The sequence below is a fragment of the Bradyrhizobium sp. SZCCHNR1053 genome, from assembly GCF_032381235.1.
Classification (GTDB): domain Bacteria; phylum Pseudomonadota; class Alphaproteobacteria; order Rhizobiales; family Xanthobacteraceae; genus Bradyrhizobium.
Genome location: NZ_JAUHJM010000001.1, coordinates 39,373 through 57,349 on the forward strand (window position 1 = coordinate 39,373; position 17,977 = coordinate 57,349).

The 17,977-nt window shown below is 65.9% G+C and carries 22 protein-coding genes and 1 pseudogene; 10 read left to right on the forward strand and 13 right to left on the reverse strand.

Annotated elements, in window-relative coordinates:
* Positions 1-23 precede the first annotated feature (23 nt).
* Together QX051_RS00205 and QX051_RS00210 are read left to right on the forward strand one after the other, a co-directional pair.
* Positions 24-1,322: an ArgE/DapE family deacylase gene (locus QX051_RS00205; protein ID WP_315774590.1), complete on the forward strand. Its 1,299-nt coding sequence runs from the start codon at positions 24-26 to the stop codon at positions 1,320-1,322.
* On the forward strand, positions 1,319-2,245 hold the full coding sequence (locus QX051_RS00210; protein ID WP_315775287.1) for a glyoxylate/hydroxypyruvate reductase A: 927 nt from the start codon (positions 1,319-1,321) through the stop codon (positions 2,243-2,245). Before QX051_RS00205 ends, QX051_RS00210 begins: the two co-directional genes overlap by 4 nt.
* Positions 2,246-2,260: 15 nt before the next feature.
* Here QX051_RS00210 and QX051_RS00215 read toward each other — a convergent pair whose 3' ends face one another.
* Together QX051_RS00215 and QX051_RS00220 are read right to left on the reverse strand one after the other, a co-directional pair.
* Positions 2,261-2,644 carry a hypothetical protein gene (locus tag QX051_RS00215; RefSeq protein WP_315755680.1) on the reverse strand — a complete coding sequence of 128 codons (384 nt, stop codon included), beginning with the start codon at positions 2,642-2,644 and terminating at the stop codon, positions 2,261-2,263.
* A 141-nt stretch (positions 2,645-2,785) separates the two neighbouring features.
* Positions 2,786-3,019, reverse strand: coding sequence for a DUF6894 family protein (locus QX051_RS00220; RefSeq protein WP_315741140.1), 234 nt, complete (start codon positions 3,017-3,019; stop codon positions 2,786-2,788).
* Positions 3,020-3,227: 208 nt separating this feature from the next.
* On the opposite strand from QX051_RS00220, the gene QX051_RS00225 reads away from it, so the two are divergent.
* The 4 genes from QX051_RS00225 (at position 3,228) to QX051_RS00240 (ending at position 6,015) form a co-directional block, all read left to right on the forward strand.
* Positions 3,228-3,410 (forward strand): hypothetical protein, encoded by a 183-nt coding sequence (locus tag QX051_RS00225; protein WP_315775288.1) that lies wholly within the window; start codon positions 3,228-3,230, stop codon positions 3,408-3,410.
* A gap of 222 nt (positions 3,411-3,632) precedes the next feature.
* Positions 3,633-4,517, forward strand: a complete 885-nt coding sequence (locus QX051_RS00230) for a hypothetical protein (protein ID WP_315741141.1) — start codon at positions 3,633-3,635, stop codon at positions 4,515-4,517.
* Positions 4,507-4,896: a cytochrome C gene (locus QX051_RS00235; protein ID WP_315774592.1), complete on the forward strand. Its 390-nt coding sequence runs from the start codon at positions 4,507-4,509 to the stop codon at positions 4,894-4,896. The genes QX051_RS00230 and QX051_RS00235 overlap by 11 nt, the downstream gene beginning before the upstream one ends.
* A gap of 282 nt (positions 4,897-5,178) precedes the next feature.
* Positions 5,179-6,015 (forward strand): HD domain-containing protein, encoded by an 837-nt coding sequence (locus tag QX051_RS00240; protein WP_315741143.1) that lies wholly within the window; start codon positions 5,179-5,181, stop codon positions 6,013-6,015.
* A gap of 9 nt (positions 6,016-6,024) precedes the next feature.
* Here the strand turns inward: QX051_RS00240 and QX051_RS00245 are convergent, their stop codons facing one another.
* The 6 genes from QX051_RS00245 to QX051_RS00270 form a co-directional block, all read right to left on the reverse strand.
* Positions 6,025-6,699, reverse strand: coding sequence for an HAD family hydrolase (locus QX051_RS00245; protein WP_315774593.1), 675 nt, complete (start codon positions 6,697-6,699; stop codon positions 6,025-6,027).
* A gap of 203 nt (positions 6,700-6,902) precedes the next feature.
* Positions 6,903-7,310: a hypothetical protein gene (locus QX051_RS00250; RefSeq protein ID WP_315741145.1), complete on the reverse strand. Its 408-nt coding sequence runs from the start codon at positions 7,308-7,310 to the stop codon at positions 6,903-6,905.
* A 107-nt stretch (positions 7,311-7,417) separates the two neighbouring features.
* Positions 7,418-7,624: a hypothetical protein gene (locus QX051_RS00255; protein WP_315712292.1), complete on the reverse strand. Its 207-nt coding sequence runs from the start codon at positions 7,622-7,624 to the stop codon at positions 7,418-7,420.
* A gap of 133 nt (positions 7,625-7,757) precedes the next feature.
* Complete coding sequence (locus QX051_RS00260) at positions 7,758-8,648, reverse strand: hypothetical protein (protein WP_315774594.1); 891 nt, start codon at positions 8,646-8,648, stop codon at positions 7,758-7,760.
* Positions 8,649-9,165: 517 nt separating this feature from the next.
* Complete coding sequence (locus tag QX051_RS00265) at positions 9,166-11,232, reverse strand: PAS domain S-box protein (RefSeq protein ID WP_315774595.1); 2,067 nt, start codon at positions 11,230-11,232, stop codon at positions 9,166-9,168.
* A gap of 61 nt (positions 11,233-11,293) precedes the next feature.
* On the reverse strand, positions 11,294-12,031 hold the full coding sequence (locus tag QX051_RS00270; RefSeq protein WP_315712288.1) for a Crp/Fnr family transcriptional regulator: 738 nt from the start codon (positions 12,029-12,031) through the stop codon (positions 11,294-11,296).
* A gap of 406 nt (positions 12,032-12,437) precedes the next feature.
* On the opposite strand from QX051_RS00270, the gene QX051_RS00275 reads away from it, so the two are divergent.
* Entirely contained in the window at positions 12,438-12,614 is a 177-nt protein-coding gene (locus QX051_RS00275; protein ID WP_315774596.1) for a hypothetical protein, read from the forward strand.
* A 116-nt stretch (positions 12,615-12,730) separates the two neighbouring features.
* On the opposite strand, the pseudogene QX051_RS00280 reads toward QX051_RS00275, so the two are convergent.
* The 5 genes and pseudogenes from QX051_RS00280 to QX051_RS00300 all read right to left on the reverse strand — a co-directional run.
* A pseudogene (locus QX051_RS00280) lies at positions 12,731-12,874 on the reverse strand (DUF305 domain-containing protein); the annotation flags it as partial.
* 26 nt (positions 12,875-12,900) lie between these two features.
* On the reverse strand, positions 12,901-13,695 hold the full coding sequence (locus tag QX051_RS00285) for a DUF72 domain-containing protein (RefSeq protein ID WP_315775289.1): 795 nt from the start codon (positions 13,693-13,695) through the stop codon (positions 12,901-12,903).
* A gap of 95 nt (positions 13,696-13,790) precedes the next feature.
* On the reverse strand, positions 13,791-13,997 hold the full coding sequence (locus QX051_RS00290) for a hypothetical protein (RefSeq protein WP_315774597.1): 207 nt from the start codon (positions 13,995-13,997) through the stop codon (positions 13,791-13,793).
* Positions 13,998-14,126: 129 nt separating this feature from the next.
* Positions 14,127-14,324 (reverse strand): hypothetical protein, encoded by a 198-nt coding sequence (locus tag QX051_RS00295; protein WP_315755672.1) that lies wholly within the window; start codon positions 14,322-14,324, stop codon positions 14,127-14,129.
* A complete protein-coding gene (locus tag QX051_RS00300) occupies positions 14,297-14,518 on the reverse strand; it encodes a DUF2231 domain-containing protein (RefSeq protein ID WP_409998062.1) in 222 nt (73 codons plus the stop codon). The genes QX051_RS00295 and QX051_RS00300 overlap by 28 nt, the downstream gene beginning before the upstream one ends.
* Before the next feature lie 487 nt (positions 14,519-15,005).
* On the opposite strand from QX051_RS00300, the gene QX051_RS00305 reads away from it, so the two are divergent.
* The 3 genes from QX051_RS00305 to QX051_RS00315 all read left to right on the forward strand — a co-directional run bounded on the left by QX051_RS00305 (position 15,006) and on the right by QX051_RS00315 (position 17,910).
* Positions 15,006-15,857: a 3-hydroxybutyryl-CoA dehydrogenase gene (locus QX051_RS00305; RefSeq protein ID WP_315741150.1), complete on the forward strand. Its 852-nt coding sequence runs from the start codon at positions 15,006-15,008 to the stop codon at positions 15,855-15,857.
* 897 nt (positions 15,858-16,754) lie between these two features.
* Positions 16,755-17,051: a copper-binding protein gene (locus QX051_RS00310; RefSeq protein WP_315741151.1), complete on the forward strand. Its 297-nt coding sequence runs from the start codon at positions 16,755-16,757 to the stop codon at positions 17,049-17,051.
* A 25-nt stretch (positions 17,052-17,076) separates the two neighbouring features.
* Complete coding sequence (locus QX051_RS00315; RefSeq protein WP_315774598.1) at positions 17,077-17,910, forward strand: DUF2066 domain-containing protein; 834 nt, start codon at positions 17,077-17,079, stop codon at positions 17,908-17,910.
* Positions 17,911-17,977: the final 67 nt, after the last annotated feature.

Sequence of the window (17,977 nt, forward strand, 5' to 3'; positions counted from 1 at the left end):
CGGGAAGGCTGGAGGTTTGAGACGTGACTGACGCTGCGGCGGCTGTGCCGAATGACGTGATGGAGCGGCTCGCCGCCGCTGTCGATGCCAACTTCGCCAAGCAGGTCGCCTTCCTGCAGCAACTCGTCCAGTTCCGCAGCCTGCGCGGCGAAGAGGCGCCGGTGCAGGACTGGCTGGCTCGCGAGTTCGCGGCCCGCGGCTATCAGGTCGACCGCTTCAGCCTTGAAGACGTCGACCTGATGCGCCATCCCAAGGCAGCGCCGATGGACAGCATCGCGCTCGACGGCTCCAAGCAGGTGGTGGCGACGCTCGACGGCGCGGGCAAGGGACGCAGCCTGATCCTGCAGGGCCACATCGACGTCGTGCCCGAGGGCCCGACCGATCTCTGGAACGATCCGCCCTATGAGGGGATCGTGCGCGACGGCTGGATGATCGGCCGCGGCGCGCAGGACATGAAGGCCGGTGTCTCCGCGATGATCTTCGCACTCGACGCCATCAAGGCCGCCGGCTTCGTGCCGGACGGGCGCATCCATCTGGAGACCGTGACCGAGGAGGAGAGCACGGGCAACGGCGCGCTCTCGACTCTGATGCGCGGCTATACGGCCGACGCCTGCCTGATCCCGGAGCCGACCGGCCACACGCTGACCCGCGCGCAGGTCGGCGCGATCTGGTTCCGGCTGCGCGTGCGCGGCACGCCGGTGCACGTCGCCTATGCCGAGACCGGCACCAATGCGATCCTCTCGGCGATGCATCTGATCCGCGCCTTCCAGGAGCACACGAAAGAGATCAACGCGCGTGCCATGTCGAACGCCTGGTTCGCGGCGGTCAAGAATCCGATCAAGTTCAACGTCGGCATCATCAAGGGCGGCGACTGGGCGAGCTCGACGCCGGCCTGGTGCGACCTCGATTGCCGGCTCGGCGTGCTGCCGGGCGAGACGCCGGCGCAGGCCATGGCCGGCATCGAGCAGTGTCTCGCGAAGGCGCAGGCCGCAGACAGCTTCCTGTCGGAGAATCCGGTCGAGCTGGTGTGGAGCGGCTTCCAGGCCGATCCTGCGGTGTGCGAGCCCGGCAGCGCCGCTGAGGCGGCGCTGGCCGAGATACATGCACGGGTATTCGAGAAGCCGCTCGACGTGCGGCTCTCTACGGCGGTCAACGACACCCGCTACTATCAGGTCGACTATGGCATCCCGGCGCTGTGCTACGGGCCCTATGGCATCGGTCCGCACGCGTTCGACGAGCGTGTCGATCTCGACAGCGTGCGCAAGACCACGCTGTCCATTGCGATGTTCGTCGCGCAATGGTGCGGACTGCGGCCGGCATGATCACGGTCGCGCTGCTCAGCCGTCCCGGACTGATGGATCCGATGCAGGCGCTGCTCGCGCGCGAGCTGCCGGGCGTGACCGTCGCGTCATGGCCGGAGTCGGCGGCACGCGACGCCGAGCTTGCGGTGTGCTGGAAGCCGGAGCCCGGCGCGCTCGCGACGATGCCGAAGCTGAAGCTGATCCATTCGATCGCGGCGGGCGTCGACAACATCCTGTCCGATCCGACCGTGCCGGACGTGCCGCTGTGCCGGATCGTCGATCCCGATATCTCCGCGGCCATGACCGAGTTCGTGCTGTGGGGGACGCTGTATTTTCACCGCGACTTCGATCGCGTGGTCAGTAATGCGCGCAACGGCGTGTGGCGTCGGTACGAGCAGCGTGCCGCGAAGGACCGTCGGGTCGGCATTCTCGGGCTCGGCGAACTCGGCTCCGCGGCGGCGATCCGTCTGGTCGAGCTGGGCTTCGCGGTGAGCGCGTGGTCGCGCTCGCCCAAGGCGCTCGCCGGCGTGCGGACCTACAGCGGCGCCGATGCGCTCGACGACTTCCTTGGTGAGACGGAGATCCTGGTCTCGCTGCTGCCGCTGACGGCCTCGACCGTGGGCCTGCTCAATGCCGGGCGCCTGGGCCGGCTGCCCAAGGGTGCCGCGCTGATCCTGTGCAGCCGCGGCGAGCACCTGGTAACGGAGGATCTGGTCGCGCTGCTCCGCAGCGGCCATCTGCGCGGCGCCGTGCTCGACGTCTTCGAGCATGAGCCATTGCCCGCGGACCATGCGCTGTGGCGCGAGCCGGGCGTGCTGGTGACGCCGCACATGGCGGCGATTGCCTCCTGGGAGGTGATCGCGCAGCAGGTGGCGGAGAATGCGCGGCGTCTGCTGCGCGGAGAGACGTTGCTGAACGTCGTCGATCGCGCCCGCGGCTACTGATTTACCAGCGTGTGTCTACTCGAGTGTCTGCACCGGCGGCGCCACCGGGCCGCGCGGCGCCGGCGGAGCGACAGCAATGGTCCGTGCAGGCGGTGGTGCGCTGCGCGGCGCGGCCTGCGGCTGCTGCTGAGGCTCGGTCATCGCAGCCTGGCTGTCCCTGACTGGACGCCGGACCTGCTGCGACCGGGCTGCACGCGAGCGGCGGAAGCCCCAGGAGCGCGCGATCGAAGGACCTGCGGTATAGCCGACGACGGCGCCGGCAACGGCTCCCACCGGTCCGAATACGACGGCGCCCGACAAGGCGCCCAGCGCGGCATCGCCGCCGCGGTGCTCGTCGGCCATCGCCGCCGATGCCGTCAGTGTCAGCGCCAAGGCCGCGGTCGTCAGCAGTCTGGTCATGAGATGTCCCCTCCGTCGCATCAGCGCCGAAATGGCGGACAAATGTGGCGATAAGAATGCGAGGAGCGGAACCTGTGAGGGAGCCAGTAACCCTAATGCGGACACAATGTCTCAGCGCCGCGGCAGGGCGCGCAGCTCCGTTCAATGCATCGGGCCGAGCACCGACGCGAACGGCATGGCGATGATTTCCTCGCCGAGATCGTCGGAAATGTGCAGCACCCAGTCGCGCCAATCCTCGTCGCTTTCCGAGGAGATCAGCGAATGCATGACGCGCTCGGCGTGATCACAGGCCTCGGCGAGATCGATGACCGCGGTTCCACGCCGATCGACGAGGAACTCATCGGGATTGGAGCAGTGGAAGAAGACCTGCGTCATGTCCGTCTCCTCAAATCGCCATCCGGCGAATCTCAGTCAGAAGTAACAGTGCGGCGGCGTGCGCGAAATCGGATTGATCACGTAAGGTAAATTACGGGGCGCAGTCTGAACCGGTGGAACCGGACGTGCAGTGATCCAGCTCACGGAACGCATCGGTGTAGAGAAAGTTGTCGCGGACCATTCGATCCGGCGACAGGAGCTCGACATGATGTCTGAAGTCCAGATCCACGCGATCGCCCGGCAGATGCTCGAGGTGCACGGCGCCTCGGCTGTCGCACAAGCTGCGCAGAAGGCGCAGCAATGCGAGGCCAGTGGCGAGGCCGAGGAGGCCCGCGAATGGCGCCACATCTCGGACGCCATGAGGATGATGCGCGGTCCCCATCAGAGCTGACATCGGATCCCAATTTTCAGAATATGCCGCGCGTTCCGGCGGCCTCGCTCGACTCTGCCCGGCCGCAGCCGGCGGTGGATACGTTTCGTCAAGGGGAACGTGTGCCGCATCTCATCCTGGTTTCCGACCCATTTTCCACGCAAGAATCGGGCAACATGATTCGGCAGTGGATTCGCCGCTGACCAACGTTGCCGGCGCGCCCGCCGTCCAGGGATTATTGCCATGGTCTTTTTCAAGCGTGAGCTGAGCCCCGTCGAGATCTTCGAGCGTGCGCTGAAGGACAAGCAGGCCGCGCGGCGGCGGCTGACGGATCGTCTCCGGGTGGCCGAGGCGGCGCTGGACGAGAAGCGCGTCGCCGCGGAGCGGCTCGCCAAGGCCGGCGCCAGCAACGGGCAGCTCGATCGTGCCGAATCGAAGATGCAGGCGGTCGAGCAGAAGGCCAAGGCGCTGCGCGCATCGGTCGCCGAATGCGACGAGCAGATCATCCTGGCGGAGCGCGCCTTTGCCGACGCGGTGGCACAGCGCGACCGCGACCGCGCCGCCAACGACATCGAGGCCGTCGCCACCGCAATCGAGCAGGCGGTTCCTCGCTTCGAGATCGGTGCGGCGGCGCTCGTCGATGCGGTCACGCGCGGCCGTGCGGCGCTGAGCGAGGCCAGCCGCTTCGCGTCCGATGTCGATGACATCCGACGCGAGGTGCTGTCCGCCGCGGAGCTGATCTGCTGGGAGCTGCGCGCGGCCGCGAGCCGCACGCGGGCCGGCAACATCAATGTGGCCCTGCTGGCGCCGCCCGAGGTGAGGCAACTGCCTGCGCCCGAGACCGACCGTCAGATGATCTACACGCTGAGTCCGCTGACCTGGCGTGAGGGTGAGGAGGTGAAGCGCGTCGCCGCGTTCACCATGACCGCGCTGCCGAAGGCCCTGCTGCCGCTGGCGCTCGCGCATCAGCACGTCGACTATCTCAACGCGCGCCGGGTGCAGACGCTGATGCACGTCCATGGCGGCGGACAGCAGCAGAGCGAGCCGATGCCGGACGATCCGGCGCTGGTCGATCTCGATGCGCTGGGTGTGCAGGCGGAGGAAAGCCCGCGGGCTGATGTCGCCTGAGCGTGTCCACGCGCGCGGGCGCGCCGGGGCGCGGCTGGGGTTTGTTGGATCGGCCGCGCTGCTGCTGATTGTCATCAGCAGTGCACAGGCGGAAGATCTCGATGCCGGCAAATCCGGCGCGCGGCTGTTTGCGGACAGCTGCGCCACCTGTCATCGTTCGGCACGTGGGCTCGCCAAGGGGCGCTTTCGCCTGACGCTCTATTTGTTCCTGCAGAAGCACTACACCAGCAGCGACGACTCCGCGTCGGCCTTGAGCACCTATCTGCAGTCGGTCGATGCGCCGGCGGCCGCGCCGGCCCGCCGTCCCCCTTCGCGGCGACCGGCCTATCGCGGTGAGACACGACCGCCGCGGCCGCCGCTGCCGGTGCGGGGACGTTAGCGATCGACCTCGATCGCGTCAGCTTCAGTCGCTTGGCCCGCAGTTTTCCGGTGTGTGCTCGTCCGGGTGTGGCCGATATCCGCAACCTGGGCTATGCTCGTCGGCCAAGGTGCTCGAACGCTCCGGGGGGCCGATCTCGCGCGTGTCCGTGCGAAGCTGGCCGTCCTGAGCCGTGTCGTCCTGACGTCTCAGTCGTGCCGCGAGCCGCGTTATCGTGATTGTGTTTTCGGGCGTTATGTCTTTTGACGTTGTGTTTGGGCTGTCTGAGGCGGGGCAGCGGCGATGATGACCTTACCGGAGCTCGCGGCAGCGGCGTTGGAGCGTTTCCTCAGCTCCTATATGCGCCGCCGTTTCGGATCGTCTCATACCCAGTTGACGGAGATGCTTCCGGCGGCTGCGCGCATCGCGCTGGAATGCATCGGCAACAGCGATGCGCTGTATCACAACGTCGAGCACACCTTGCTGGTCACGCTGGCCGGCCACGAGATCCTGCGCGGCCGCGCGCTGCACAGCCACATGACGGCGGACGACTACGTCCACGTCATCTTGGCCTGCCTGCTCCACGACATCGGCTATGTCCGCGGCTTGTTCAGGGAAGACGACGTCGACGGCTTCGTCATCGATCGCGGCGGCCGCAAGATCTGCCTGCCGCGCGGCGCCTCCGACGCCAGCCTGATGCCGTATCACGTCGACCGCTCGAAGCTGTACGTGATCAACCGCATCGAAGGCATGGCGCCGCTGGATAAGGATCGCATCGCCCGCGCCATCGAGGGCACGCGCTTTCCGCCGCTCGCCGGCCAGCAGTTCGACGAGGAGCAGTCGATCGTGCGCGCCGCCGATCTGATCGGACAGCTCGGCGACCCCAACTACATCCGCAAGGCCAACGCGCTATATTACGAGTTCGAGGAGGTCGGCATCAACCGGCAGCTCGGCTATGAGTCACCGGCCGATATCGTCAACCGCTATCCGCAGTTCTATTGGAACAGCGTCGCCCCGCACATCCAGACCGAGATCCGCTATCTCAACATGACATCGACGGGGCGCCAGTGGATCGCCAACCTCTATGCCAACGTGTTCCGCGCCGAACGCGACATCTCGCTGTCGGGCCCGCAGAGTTGACCGGCTGAGTTAGCGCCGGCCGCCGACCTCGTCGATGTGGCCGAGCAGGTCGGCCGGATCCTCGTAGACGCGGATGGCGCCGGACTGGCGCAGTTCCTCCGAACCATAGCCGCCGCTCAACAGGCCGACGCCGAGCGCCCCGCAGCGGGTTGCGGCGAGCATGTCCCAGATGCTGTCGCCGATCACGACCGCGCGCTCGATCGGCGCGTCGAGGCGGGCGGCGGCCGCGAGAAACAGATCGGGATCAGGCTTGGCGTAGCGGACCTCGTCGCGTGTCACGACAGTGTTGGTCTTGGGATCGACGCCGAGCGCGGCGAGATTGACGGCCGCCGTTTCCATTCTCCCGCTGGTCGCGATCGCCCAGGGGATACCGGCATCGGTCAAGAAGCCGAGCAGCTCGCGTGCGCCGGACAGGGGCCGAACCTGGCCTCCGAGCTTCTGATAGGCCGCGGCATGCGCTTTCCGCAGCCGCTCGATCCGATCGGGCTCGATGGCAAAACCCGTCTCACGCAGCAGCTGGTTGGTGAACAGGCCGCCGCTCATGCCGATCTTGCGGTGGATGCGCCAGACCGAGAGCTCGATGTTCTCGGCATCCAGCGCCGTCTTCCAGGCGAGCACATGCTGATAGACGCTGTCGACCAGCGTGCCGTCGAGGTCGAACAGGAAAGCGGTTTCGATGCGCATGGCTCGCTCCGGGCCGGATGTCTGCTGCACAGCAGCTGCAAGGCCAAGCGGCAGCGGTCATCCGGGTTCCTGCCCGCCGCGGGGCTGTGCCGTGCCCGCTATGGCGGTGCGCAGACCGACGAACGGCGCGTCGTTCGGCCATGGCCGGCAAACGTGCCGTGCGGTCTTTCCGCTCCGTCGGCAGCCCCGAGGCCGCTCCGGGGTCAGCCCTTGGGACGGATGAAGCCGGCCAGCGTCTTCTTCTGCTCCTCGCACCAGTTCGTCATGCCGAGGCGGCGCTGATCCATGTCGATGGCCTGCGTGGCGACGGCCACCTCCGCCATCAGATCGTCGTCCTGCTTCTCGCCCATCTTGCCGCCGGTGTGCATGTAGGCGATCGCCTTGCGCACCTTCTCGGTCGTGCCGTCAGGCATCTTCATGTCCTGCGCCTTCTGGACCAGATCCTGATAGACGACATCGACGCCGGGACATTCGACCTTGGTGGCGAACGCCTCCAGCACCATGGTCGTATACATATGGCGTGGCTCGGCGCTGCCCGGTGTCAGGGCCGCCAGCAATGCCGCAGTGGTCAATGCCGCAAGGGTTGACGTGTAAAGCAGACCGTTTCGCATCCTCTGGCTACCTCCCGCTTGTTTTCGGCGAGGCTAGCCTGTGGGCGACGCGCGGGCAACAACGAGCGCAGTGCAGCACGCGCGAAATGATCGAAGGGGCCGGCCGGCTATTTGTTCAGCCGCCGCTCCTGCTCCTTGAGCAGAACGTCGAGCTCCTCGCTCTGCTGCGCGAGGCGGTCGGCGTTGCGCTCCTCGTCGGCCGCACCCGACTGCGAAGCGGCCTGCTCGGTGATCTGGCGGATGTTGTCGCGCAGGATCGCGATGCGGTCTGCGAGGTCGGAGGCGGACAGGACGGTCGGATCGGTCAGGCTCATGAACCCCTCGGCGATGCGCATTGTCAGGCGCAGTTCCTTAGCTCGGAAAGCCGCGTCGCGACAAGTGCATCGACGAAATCGATCACCGCCGCGTCGATCGGCGCGGACCAGCGCGGGCGCCTGTGCGGATCCCTCAGCGCACCGGCATTGGCGGACGCACCACGGGCTGGTCCGGATCGACCGGCGCCGACGGCAGCGGCATCGGAGCAGGCGGCGGAGGAGCCATGCCGGCTGCGGCCGGCGGCGGCGTGCGCGGCCGGTGCACTGCTGCTGCACCAGGCAGTGCCGGGGTCACGGCCGCGGTCGCAGGGCGTGGGGCCGGGCGCGGCCGGATCGTCTGCTCGATGGCGCGCGGATCGAACGACCGTGCTTCCGCGGTCCGCTCGCTCGGCCGCTCGGCGGGCCTGTCGCTGGACTTGGCCTCGGCGACCCGCGCCATGTCGCGGACCATCTGCTCCTGCCCGGCCTTCAACTGTGCGAGGCTCGTCTTCAGCTCGCCGATCTGCTGGCCCAAGGCAGCGAGGTCGTGGGCCATCGATTGCAGCAACTGCTCCTGCGACGCGGTCGCGCCAACCGCGCTCGTTGCGTGCTCCTGCGCCTCAGCCGGCGCTTCGGCGGCCGTCTGCTGGGGCGCGGTCGCGGCTGGCTGTGCCGCGGCGTCCTTGTCGGCGTTCGATGCCAGCGTGATCCGCGGCATCCAATGCGCGATCATCTCCTGGGCTTGGTCTCCATAGCTCTGCCAGGCGGCCGCGGCGACCGCGCTGCCGACGGCGAACAGCACCGCCAGAATGGTGCGCACGGCCCAGGTGGCGAACGTGCTGCGTTCTCCGGTGACCGCGAGGTCGCTCGTCGCCTGCGTCCTGTAGTCAGGGTCGATCTTCGGCAAGGGGACATCCGGCGGCCGTTGCGAGCTGCGCCTGTCCGCTTCGGCGGCGGTGCGATCCGCGCGGGCCGCCAGCACGATCTCGGGATCGATCATGGCATGAGGCTGCTGATCGCCGTCTTTGGTCGTCGTTGCAAGCATTGACGCTCCGTCCTCCGTTGTCGTCCGCCTCGCAGGCGGCGCTCGGCTCTGTACCGATGTGTCGTCCTACGCCCTCGTGCACCAATGCTCCGCGTACTCACGCTGCATCGTACCTACGCTTCGTGACACCAACGTCGGATGACGACGGCGCCACAGGACGCTCGGCCTCTCGGCCGCATCAGCACAGAACCTGGATACCGGTTGTCCCTCGTGCCCACGCATCTGCATGTTCACGGTGATTCATCTTGGCCAGAGCCGCATGCTCAGGAACGTCCCATCATCGTTCCGTCGCGTCGACGCTCGGCCGATTCCCAATCTCATCGACACTTGGTCATATCCGCCCAAACCAAGGCGAAGACATGGCGGTTGCGCGACCCATGCGACCTCCACCTCTGGCCGCAGGCGGAGCATACCCCGAATGCACCGCGAAGGCTATGCCGACGGCGCTTCTCCGCGCCGACGAGATCCCGGCCATTGTTGCCGACCGGTGCCGCGAAATGAAGCTTCGATCGGCCCGTCAACGCTTGAGAATGTCGTCGGTGGGCAGCCTGATCTCGCAGCAGAGGCCGCTCGGCTCGAAGCGCCGCACGACGCGGGCACCGACCTCGTACGGCAGCATTTGTTCCAGCAGCACGGTTCCAAAGCCCTGGCGCTGCGCACTCAGCGTACGTCCGGACATGCCGGTCTCGGTCCAGTCGATGACCAGCCAGTCGGCCGCGTCGTGCTTGTCGAGCCGCCATTCGATCCTGATGAAGCCCCGCGGCACCGTCAGCGCGCCATATTTCAGCGCATTGGTCGCGAGCTCGTGCATGGCAAGCCCGATGCTCTCGGCCGCCTTCGGCTTCAGCCGCACCTGGGGACCCAACAGCGAGAATTGCCTGTCCTCGCGCGCGGCTCCGGCGCGCAGCTCATCGGCGATCAGCTCGGCCAGATCGAAACCGGCGAGGGGATCGCGCGTGACGACCGCCTGGATGCGCGACAGCGCCGTGATGCGGCCTTCGAGGTGACTGGCGAAATCCTCGACACTGTCGCTCGAGTCGCCCGTGCGGCGGATGATCGAGCGGATCACGGCGAGCATGTTGCGGACGCGGTGCTGCAACTCGGCGAGCAGCAGCTTCTGGTGCTCGGAGGCCGAGACCAGCGCCGTGATGTCCTGGGTGATGCCGCCGATGCGCTGCACCTGCCCCACCTCGTCGACCATGGGAAAACTACGGATGCGCAGCCAGCGCGTGACGCCGTCCGGCTGCCTGACGATACGGACGTCCAGGCTGTCGCGCTGGCCGCGCCGGGCGCGCTCCAGGCTCTCGAGGGCGCGGGGCCGGTCCTCCGGCAGCATGAGCTCGGTCCACGATGCGAGATGGTCGCCGCGGAGCACGGCGGTGCGCGGGACGCCATAGATCGTCTCGAACGCGGGGCTGAGATATTCCCATTGCAGGGTCTCGGCATCGCGGATCCACACCACGTCGGAGGACGCTTCGCCGAACTGGCGGAAGCGCGCCTCGCTGTCGCGCAGCGCGGCCTCGGTACGCTTGCGGTCGTCGATGTTCATCACGAGCTCGACGAGGGTGCCGTCGCCGAGGTCACGGCCGGCGAACATCATCCAGGCGCGTTCGCCGTTCTTGCGAAAATACTGCTTCTCATAGGGACCGAGCCGGCCGGTCTGCCGCAGCAGCTCGATCTGGTCGCTCGAAGTGCGCATCCATTCCGGGGGGGTCAGGCTCTTCCAGGTCAGCTCGCCGCTGTTGATCTCCTGGCGCGAATAGCCTGTCATCGCCAAGAAGGCCTCGTTGGCGTCGATCAGGGTGCCGGCTGCATGATCGAAGAACAGCACGCCGACCGAATCGATCTCGAGGAGGCGGCGCAGTCGATGATCGCTGGCATCGCCGCCATTCGAATGCTGCTGCTGTGCGGGCGGCCCGGCGTCCGGCAGCTCGCTGCAGCCGAGGCAGACGGCGAGCTCAGGATCGGCCTGTGCGAGGGCAAGCACATCGGAATCGATCGTGAGCAGGTGAGCATCGGCCCAGAAATGCGCTGTGCGCAGATAGGCGAGGAAGGCCGCCAGCAGATCGAACCTGGTGTTGCCGAAGGCGTGTCGGATCGCGCGCCGCGAGCGGTCGGAATCAGCACTTTGCATGAACAGCACCGACGCGGCCTCGAACAGGTCCGCCTCGCCGTCGCTGCCCGGCTCCGGGATGTCGAGCGGGGGCTGGACAATCTCAAGCCGGCCCAGCGCCGCCGCGGTGCGCCCGGGATCCGCGAGCGGCCGCGCGAGCAGTTGACGCGCCCGATCGATCGTCTCGGGGCGGGATGCCGAGTCGCCCGCGGGCTTGCCCAATCCGACCAGAAAACCGAAATGCCGGGTCAGACAATAAGGCGAATGGTTGAGGCGCGACAGATGGACGGCGAGCCGCTCCTTGAACAGGGCCGGCAGCGGGGTGTCGAGATAGGCGGATTTGGCGAACTGCCAGAGCTGTCGGGTCGCCTCAGGCGCTGACGGCGCCGACCTGAACAGGTTGGGCATCAGCCCGAGGCGCTGCACGATCTCCTGCTCGAAGGGTCCGTCAACCATGCGCTGTTCGACCATCGCCGTTTCCCCGGCAGAGTGCCGAGCCGGTCAGCATAGCGCAAGCGCCGCTCCGAACCTCTCACTCATTCGCGTCGAGCTGACGGCCTTCGCGGTCCAAATGCAAGTAATTCGCGTTGAACAGGCCTGCGCTCATCAGGCGCTCGAGGTCCGGAAGTACCAGCATCTTGCCCTTGAGCACGATCAGGTTGCTGGCGCGCAGTTCCTGCAGCGTGCGGTTGACGTGGACCTTCGACAGGCCGGTCGCCTCGGCGAGATCGGCCTGGGTGAGCGGGAAGCTGCAGCTGCTGTCGTCGGCGAGACCCGCCAGGCGCAGCCGGAAGAACAGTTCGCACAACAGGTGCGCCATGCGTTCGGACGCGGTGCGCTGCCCGAGATTCATGGTCCATTCGCGCTGGATCGCGGCATTGACCAGCGTCTCCCACCAGAATGCCGTCGCAATGCGCGGATAACCGGCGCTGATCTCGTCGAAGAACTCGCGCGGCAGATCGGCGATCGACACCGGCGTGATGGTGCCGATCGAATGGTCCATCTCGCGCAGGATGAAGATGTTGAGATCGCAGATATCGCCAGGAAGGAAGAACGAGACGATCTGGCGGCGGCCGTCCTCGAGCTGCTTGTAGCGGCAGGCCCAGCCATTCAGGATCAGATGCACGTCCTTGGGCTTCTCGCCTTCGCGCGCGATGTCGGTGCGTGGCGCGAAGGTCCTTACCCGCTGAGCCGCAGCGCGGTTGAGCATCAGGCGGTCGGCCGCAGAGAGGCGGACGAAATTCTCGAGCTTGCGTACCAGATGACTCAAAGAGCGGTTCCCCCGAGTTAGTTTATTGGGGTTCCATGTGGTGCGACTTCAATAACTTATGTTAGCATTGTACCGCGTTGACCGCTGGATCTTTCTACACTTGCATGAGGACTGCATGAGGAACCAGCGCGGGCCCGGAGTCGGAGAGATTGCCGCGGCTTCTTGCGCTGCCCGTGCTCCCAAGCGATGCTCGAAGCACGAGCAACATCGCGCGATCCCGACCAACCCTTCGCGCCTCTGTCGTGGAACTCTCATGAAAACTGATGAGGACCACTGTCGAAGCCCGTTGAATTACGGGAATCGACGCGTGGTGACGACGATCTGGCGCCACGCCAGGTCCGCGGACTTAAGACCCCCTCAGGCTCCGCTTCCTAAGTTGATCAAAACAATCAACTGGAAATGCATCATGCGAGTCGGTCAGCTCTTTGCGGTGTCGATGCTCTCGATCACGGCGCTTGCCTGTGTTCTCGGGGCCCCGGCGATCGGCGCCAAGCGCCCGCTGGCTGCGGTCGAGTACTCCAGCATCGATCGCGCGCAAGGCCGGATCGCGGTCGATCGCGAACGGGATCGAATCGAGCATTGATCAACTCGGCAATCCTCCGAAAGTCGCGCAGGCGATGTCTGAGGCGGTCGAGGCGTATTTCACCAATGCAGCGGGACTGATCGAGAAGGAGACCGCGGCGTCGCGCAGCAATGCCGGCTGATGGCGACCTGCTTGACGAAGTCCTCCGTGCTCGGCGCAATGCCGAGCGCCGAATTCACCCCGGTCTTTTCGCAGACTGATTGGGCGAAGGCAGGGCCGGCGAGTACCAGGCAGCCAAGCGTGCTGAGTGTGCGTCGCATGGGTGGTTCCTCTCGTTGGTTGCGGCCTAAACCGAGAGATGTCCACGATGTTCCGTTGACGTCGCGCGCGACGCGCCGTGTGTCCGGTGAGGGGACGCCGCGAGCAACCGGCGCAGCCGCAAAGCGTCGGCGGGCGCCGCGCTCTTCTGGTCGTTGTCGAAATAGACGTAGACGTCGATCCCGTGCGTCGCCCAGGCGCGAATGCGCTTGGCCCAGGTCGCGAGCGTTGCGTCGGTATAGTTGTCCTTGTAGCGGCCGCCGGGGCCGTGTCCGCGCACATAAACGAAATCGGCCGTGCGCTTCCACGGCGCCGGGGCGTCGTGATGGTCCGACAGGCAGAGCGAGATGTTCGCGTCCCTCAGCAGGCGCATGATGGCCGGCGTGTACCAGCTCGGGTGACGGAATTCGAAACTGTAGCGCCGGTGCCTCGGCAGCAGCGGCAGAAAGGACTCGAGGCGCTCGGGCTTCGCTTCGAAATGCGGCGGCAGCTGGAACAGCACGGGGCCGGCCTTGTCGCCGAGCAGCGACAGCCGGCTCTCCATCAGCGCAATGCTGTTGACTGAGCGCGCGGACAGGCGCTTCCAATGCGTGATGAACTTGGAGGCCTTCCAGGCAAAAACGAAATCGGGGCCGGTCTGATCGCGCCAGACGCGGACGGCGGCTTCCGTCGGCGTCCGGTAGAACACGCCGTTCAGCTCGGTGGTCTCGAACTGGCTGGCGTAGTAGGGCAGCTGGTGCCTGATCAGAAGGCCCTGCGGAAAGAAGGCGCCGCGCCAGGACCCGTAATGCCATCCCGATGTGCCGACCACGACCCGGGCTATCATCGTCCTCTCGCCGAGACAAGAACTCGAGAGCAAAGCGTCGTGCCGGCGTTCGGGTTCCTTTCGCAGTCGCGACAGATGACGAGGCGAGTGTCCTAACGGCCCGCGGCGTGCAGCACGGGCGCACTCAACAGCCCGTTGATATGCGCCGCCGTCTCGGCCTGCATCGCCTTCTTCAGCATGATGTCGCGTTCGGGGCCCACGGGAAGACGCGCTGCCGCCTCGCGGGCAGCGGTTGCAGCCTGCTGCAGCCGCTGGCCGAACGACGCTGTCTGCTTGCGCCGGTTCCGGTTGACCTTCATGGCGAAACTCCTGCTCCTTGTGAACAGAAGTGTGCGGCGCCGAGCCTGTGACGTCGCTAACACACGTTACCGTGCAATTCACTATCCCTGGAGGTCATTTTGGAACCAACAACAAGGATGCCGTGCTGATTAGTTATTTGATCGATCGGGGTCGTTACCCGGAACGCTGAGGTGCACCTCATGACCCTGCTTGATGGCAAGCGTCGCGGCTGATGCCGCCGATTCGAACGCTGCTTCCTTGGTGGCATAGTCGCCGTGCGCGTTGCCGTCGTGCAGCACGCTCCAATGATCGTCCACTGCTACGATGGCGTATTGAGCCAGTCCCATGTCGTCCTCCGTTTCTCCGCGTCCAATTCGAGGAAGTCGATGAGGCCGGCGATGCCGGCCAGCACGCCCATGATCAGTCCGGCCAGCAGCAGCCAGGCGGAGATATCCGCCCACATGATTTCGGCGGTCCGCCAATAGGCGATGTCGGTGACGAGCGTTCCGATGAAGCAGACGATAGGGAATGGCACCAGCATCGGGTGGATCGAACGCCGTGCGATCTGCGCCGTCGGCTGCAGGGAAGGTCGGGTGGTTTCGGCGGTCGCCACGGGGGTCTCCTCGATTGGGCACGGCCTGTTGCTGCGTGGAGAACCGTCGGCCTGACCGGCGTTCCGATGACGACGACGGATTTGGCGTGGCGCTCACGCGTGACACGCGACAGCGGGTCGACCGCCCGGTCACCCGTGCCTGCGTATCGGTCAGTGGTTCCTGTTCAGCGGTCCGCTGCCGCGCCCGGCGCGGCTCATCTCGCCGAGCACGAGACCAACCAGAGCAAGTTGCATCCGTTCCTGCGCATGCGGACGAACCTCGGGCAACGCGTCCGCTTCCCGACGCCGGCGAGCCGTGGGGCAGCCGGCCCGGTCTGGCTCGTCGTGTTGGGTCTACCCGGCCGGGCGATAGCCTGTTAAGCAACGGCGCAGGACGGGGCGGTCCCCGCGGATACGAGACTGAGAGGAAGCGGCAATGATTCAGACGGTCGGCATCATCGGAGCAGGCACCATGGGCAACGGCATCGCGCAGGTTTGCGCCGCCGCGGGCGTTCCGGTCGTCATGGTCGACATCTCGGAGCAGGCGGTGGCGCGCGGGCTCGCGACCGTGGGCTCCAGCCTCGACCGCCTGGTCAAGAAGGAGAAGATGACGGCCGCCGACAAGGACAGGGCGTTGTCGCTCATCACCGGCACTGCCGACAAAGCGAAGCTGGCGAGCTGTGACCTGGTCATCGAGGCAGCGACGGAGAACGAGGAGCTGAAGCTCAAGATCCTCAAGGACCTCTGTGCCGGCCTGAAGCCCGAGGCGCTGATCGCGACCAACACCTCTTCCATCTCGATCACCAAGCTCGCCACCGCCACCGACCGGCCCGATCGCTTCATCGGCATGCACTTCTTCAATCCGGTGCCGATGATGGCGCTGCTCGAACTGATCCGCGGCCTGCAGACCTCGGATGCGACCCATGCGGCCGCCGCCGAATTCGCCAAGCGGATCGGCAAGGTTGCGATCACCGCGAAGAACAGCCCGGGCTTTGCCGTGAACCGCATCCTGTGCCCGATGATCAACGAGGCGATCTTCGCATATTCGGAAGGCATCGCGACCGCCGCCGACATCGACGAGGGCATGAAGCTCGGCTGCAATCACCCCATCGGTCCGCTGGCGCTGGCGGATCTGATCGGTCTCGACACGATGCTGTCGGTGATGGAGGTGTTCTACAACGGCTTCAACGATCCGAAGTATCGTCCGGCGCCGTTGCTGAAGGAAATGGTGGCTGCAGGCCAGCTTGGCCGCAAGACCGGCAAGGGCTTCTACGATTACAGCAAGTAGCTGCGGCAGATTGCGTCGGCGGCGGGTGACGCCTGCGCCCGCCGCGCATCCGCCGATGATGGATTTCGTTTCGGGGACATTGGGAATGCGGCGATGCCGCGAGCCGATATATTGGCTGGCATTGGTCAACTGATCCCTGCACGCGATCGGCTGATCACACGCTCCAATGTTCGCGTTGCGCAGTATCAGCCCGAGTGTTGGGTCTCGAGCCGCCGCTCCCGAATGATAGCTACCAAGCTCGCGCTGAAGTGATCCAGATTGACGGCACAGCGCCGGGCGGGCAAGGGGCCATGCCTCGCTGATGCAGCCCACTAAGCCGCGACCCGGCGTGCCGTTCGTGATTTGCCGCTATGCGATGGTCCGAAGCGAGTCCCGTCGCACTCAGCGGATCTGGTACGGAGGTGGAGTCATAGAACCTCCCTGCAATCAGATGGGTTGTTGTCGTTCGAACATCACCGGCACCATGATGAGCGGCCACCGGAAATGCACGACGAGGTGATCGTCCTCCCGGCTGTCTGCGCTGTCAAGGTGCATCCTGACGCATTGATGAATTCGGCGTTACAGGGCGTCGATACTGCGAGTGCAGGAAAACTTTGATCACGCGCTGGTCTGATGACAAATCCGCGCAAATCACTACATGAGGGGGGCCGAGCCGTGTCGGTCGAAGAAGGTTCGCGATTGCGCCCGGTCGAGCGCGCGTCGTCCGCAGGGCGGAGACGATCAGGATCTTGTATGTAGGCGTAGTGCTTGGGGGCAACAAAAAAGCTGCACGGCGCAGCGACATCGATTGCGGTGCGTCAAACGGCCCAAGGTCGTCAGCGACGAAGCTGAAGGTTCCGGGAACCAAAGATTTCGTGGTGTTTTGTTTGGCGCGAAAAGCAAGGCAGGAGAACAGCGATGAGAGCAGTTGGCATTACTCTGGCGACGGTCGCCCTGTTTGCGGGGACTCTGCCCGCTCTCGCGGCGGAGCAGGGCACGGCGGGCATGGTCACGGGGATCAACCGTCTCAACGGCACGATCGCGATCAAGCGCGTTCCCAACGGGACCGTCGGCGCCAACACGGCGGGAGCGGACCAGGAGTTCAAGATCAAGGACAGCGCCATGATCGAGAACATCCACGCCGGCGATCGGGTGACGTTCTCGACGTCCGACGCCGCCACACCGACGATCATCAAGCTCGATCGGCAGAAATAGCCGACATAGCCGGATCGAGGGCGCGATGCAGCAGTACAGTGTTCTCCGCGGGCTGGGCGCTTGGCGTCTCGGGCTCTGGGTGATGATGACGGTCGGGGCCTGCACCGTTGCGAATGCGGCCTCGACCGACCTGTACCAGGCGCAGACGGTCGTGACCGGTCAGGGCGAGGACAATCGCCGGGCAGCCTTTGCAGCATGTCTGGAAGACGTGCTGATCAAGGTATCCGGTGCATTTCAGCTCAGGAATGACGCTAGGCTCGCGCCACTCGAGGCGCGAGCGGCGGAGTTCGTCACCGGCTTCGACTATCACGATCAGATGTCGGGCAAGCCGAAGCACGACGAGCAGGGCACGCGCGACCGGCCGTATGACCTGACTGTGTCATTCGATCGCGCGCGGATCGATCAGTTGCTGGCGAGCTTGAACGTCAAGCCGTGGCCGGGGCCGCGCCCGTCGATTGCCGTGATCGTGGCGATGACGGCAGGCGGCCGCACGTTCCTCGTTGCATCCGACGACCGGACGTCCGATCTGCAGCGCGACGCATTGCGCGCGGCTGCCGTCAAGCGTGGACTCGAGATCGCTCTGCCAAGCGCCGCCGAGATCTCGAAGGCCGCTATTGAGAAGACCAAGCTGAACGATGTCCAGCCTGTGGCCGTCGCGTCATGGTTTCCCGGAGCTGAGGTCATGCTCTTCGGCGATCTCACCTGGGACGACGCCGAACTGGGGTGGGTCACGCGATGGCGCCTCGATCGTGCGGGCAAGCAATATCGGTGGCAATTCCGTGGCGTGACGTTCGACGAAGCATTTCGCCGCGCTCTCGGTGGAGCCGCGCAGCTCCTCTCCGACAACGGAGCGCCGTGAGGTTGCCGCGATAGTCTGCAACCATCCCTGTCGAGTGCATGCCGGAGCCGCGCATGCGGGGCGCGAG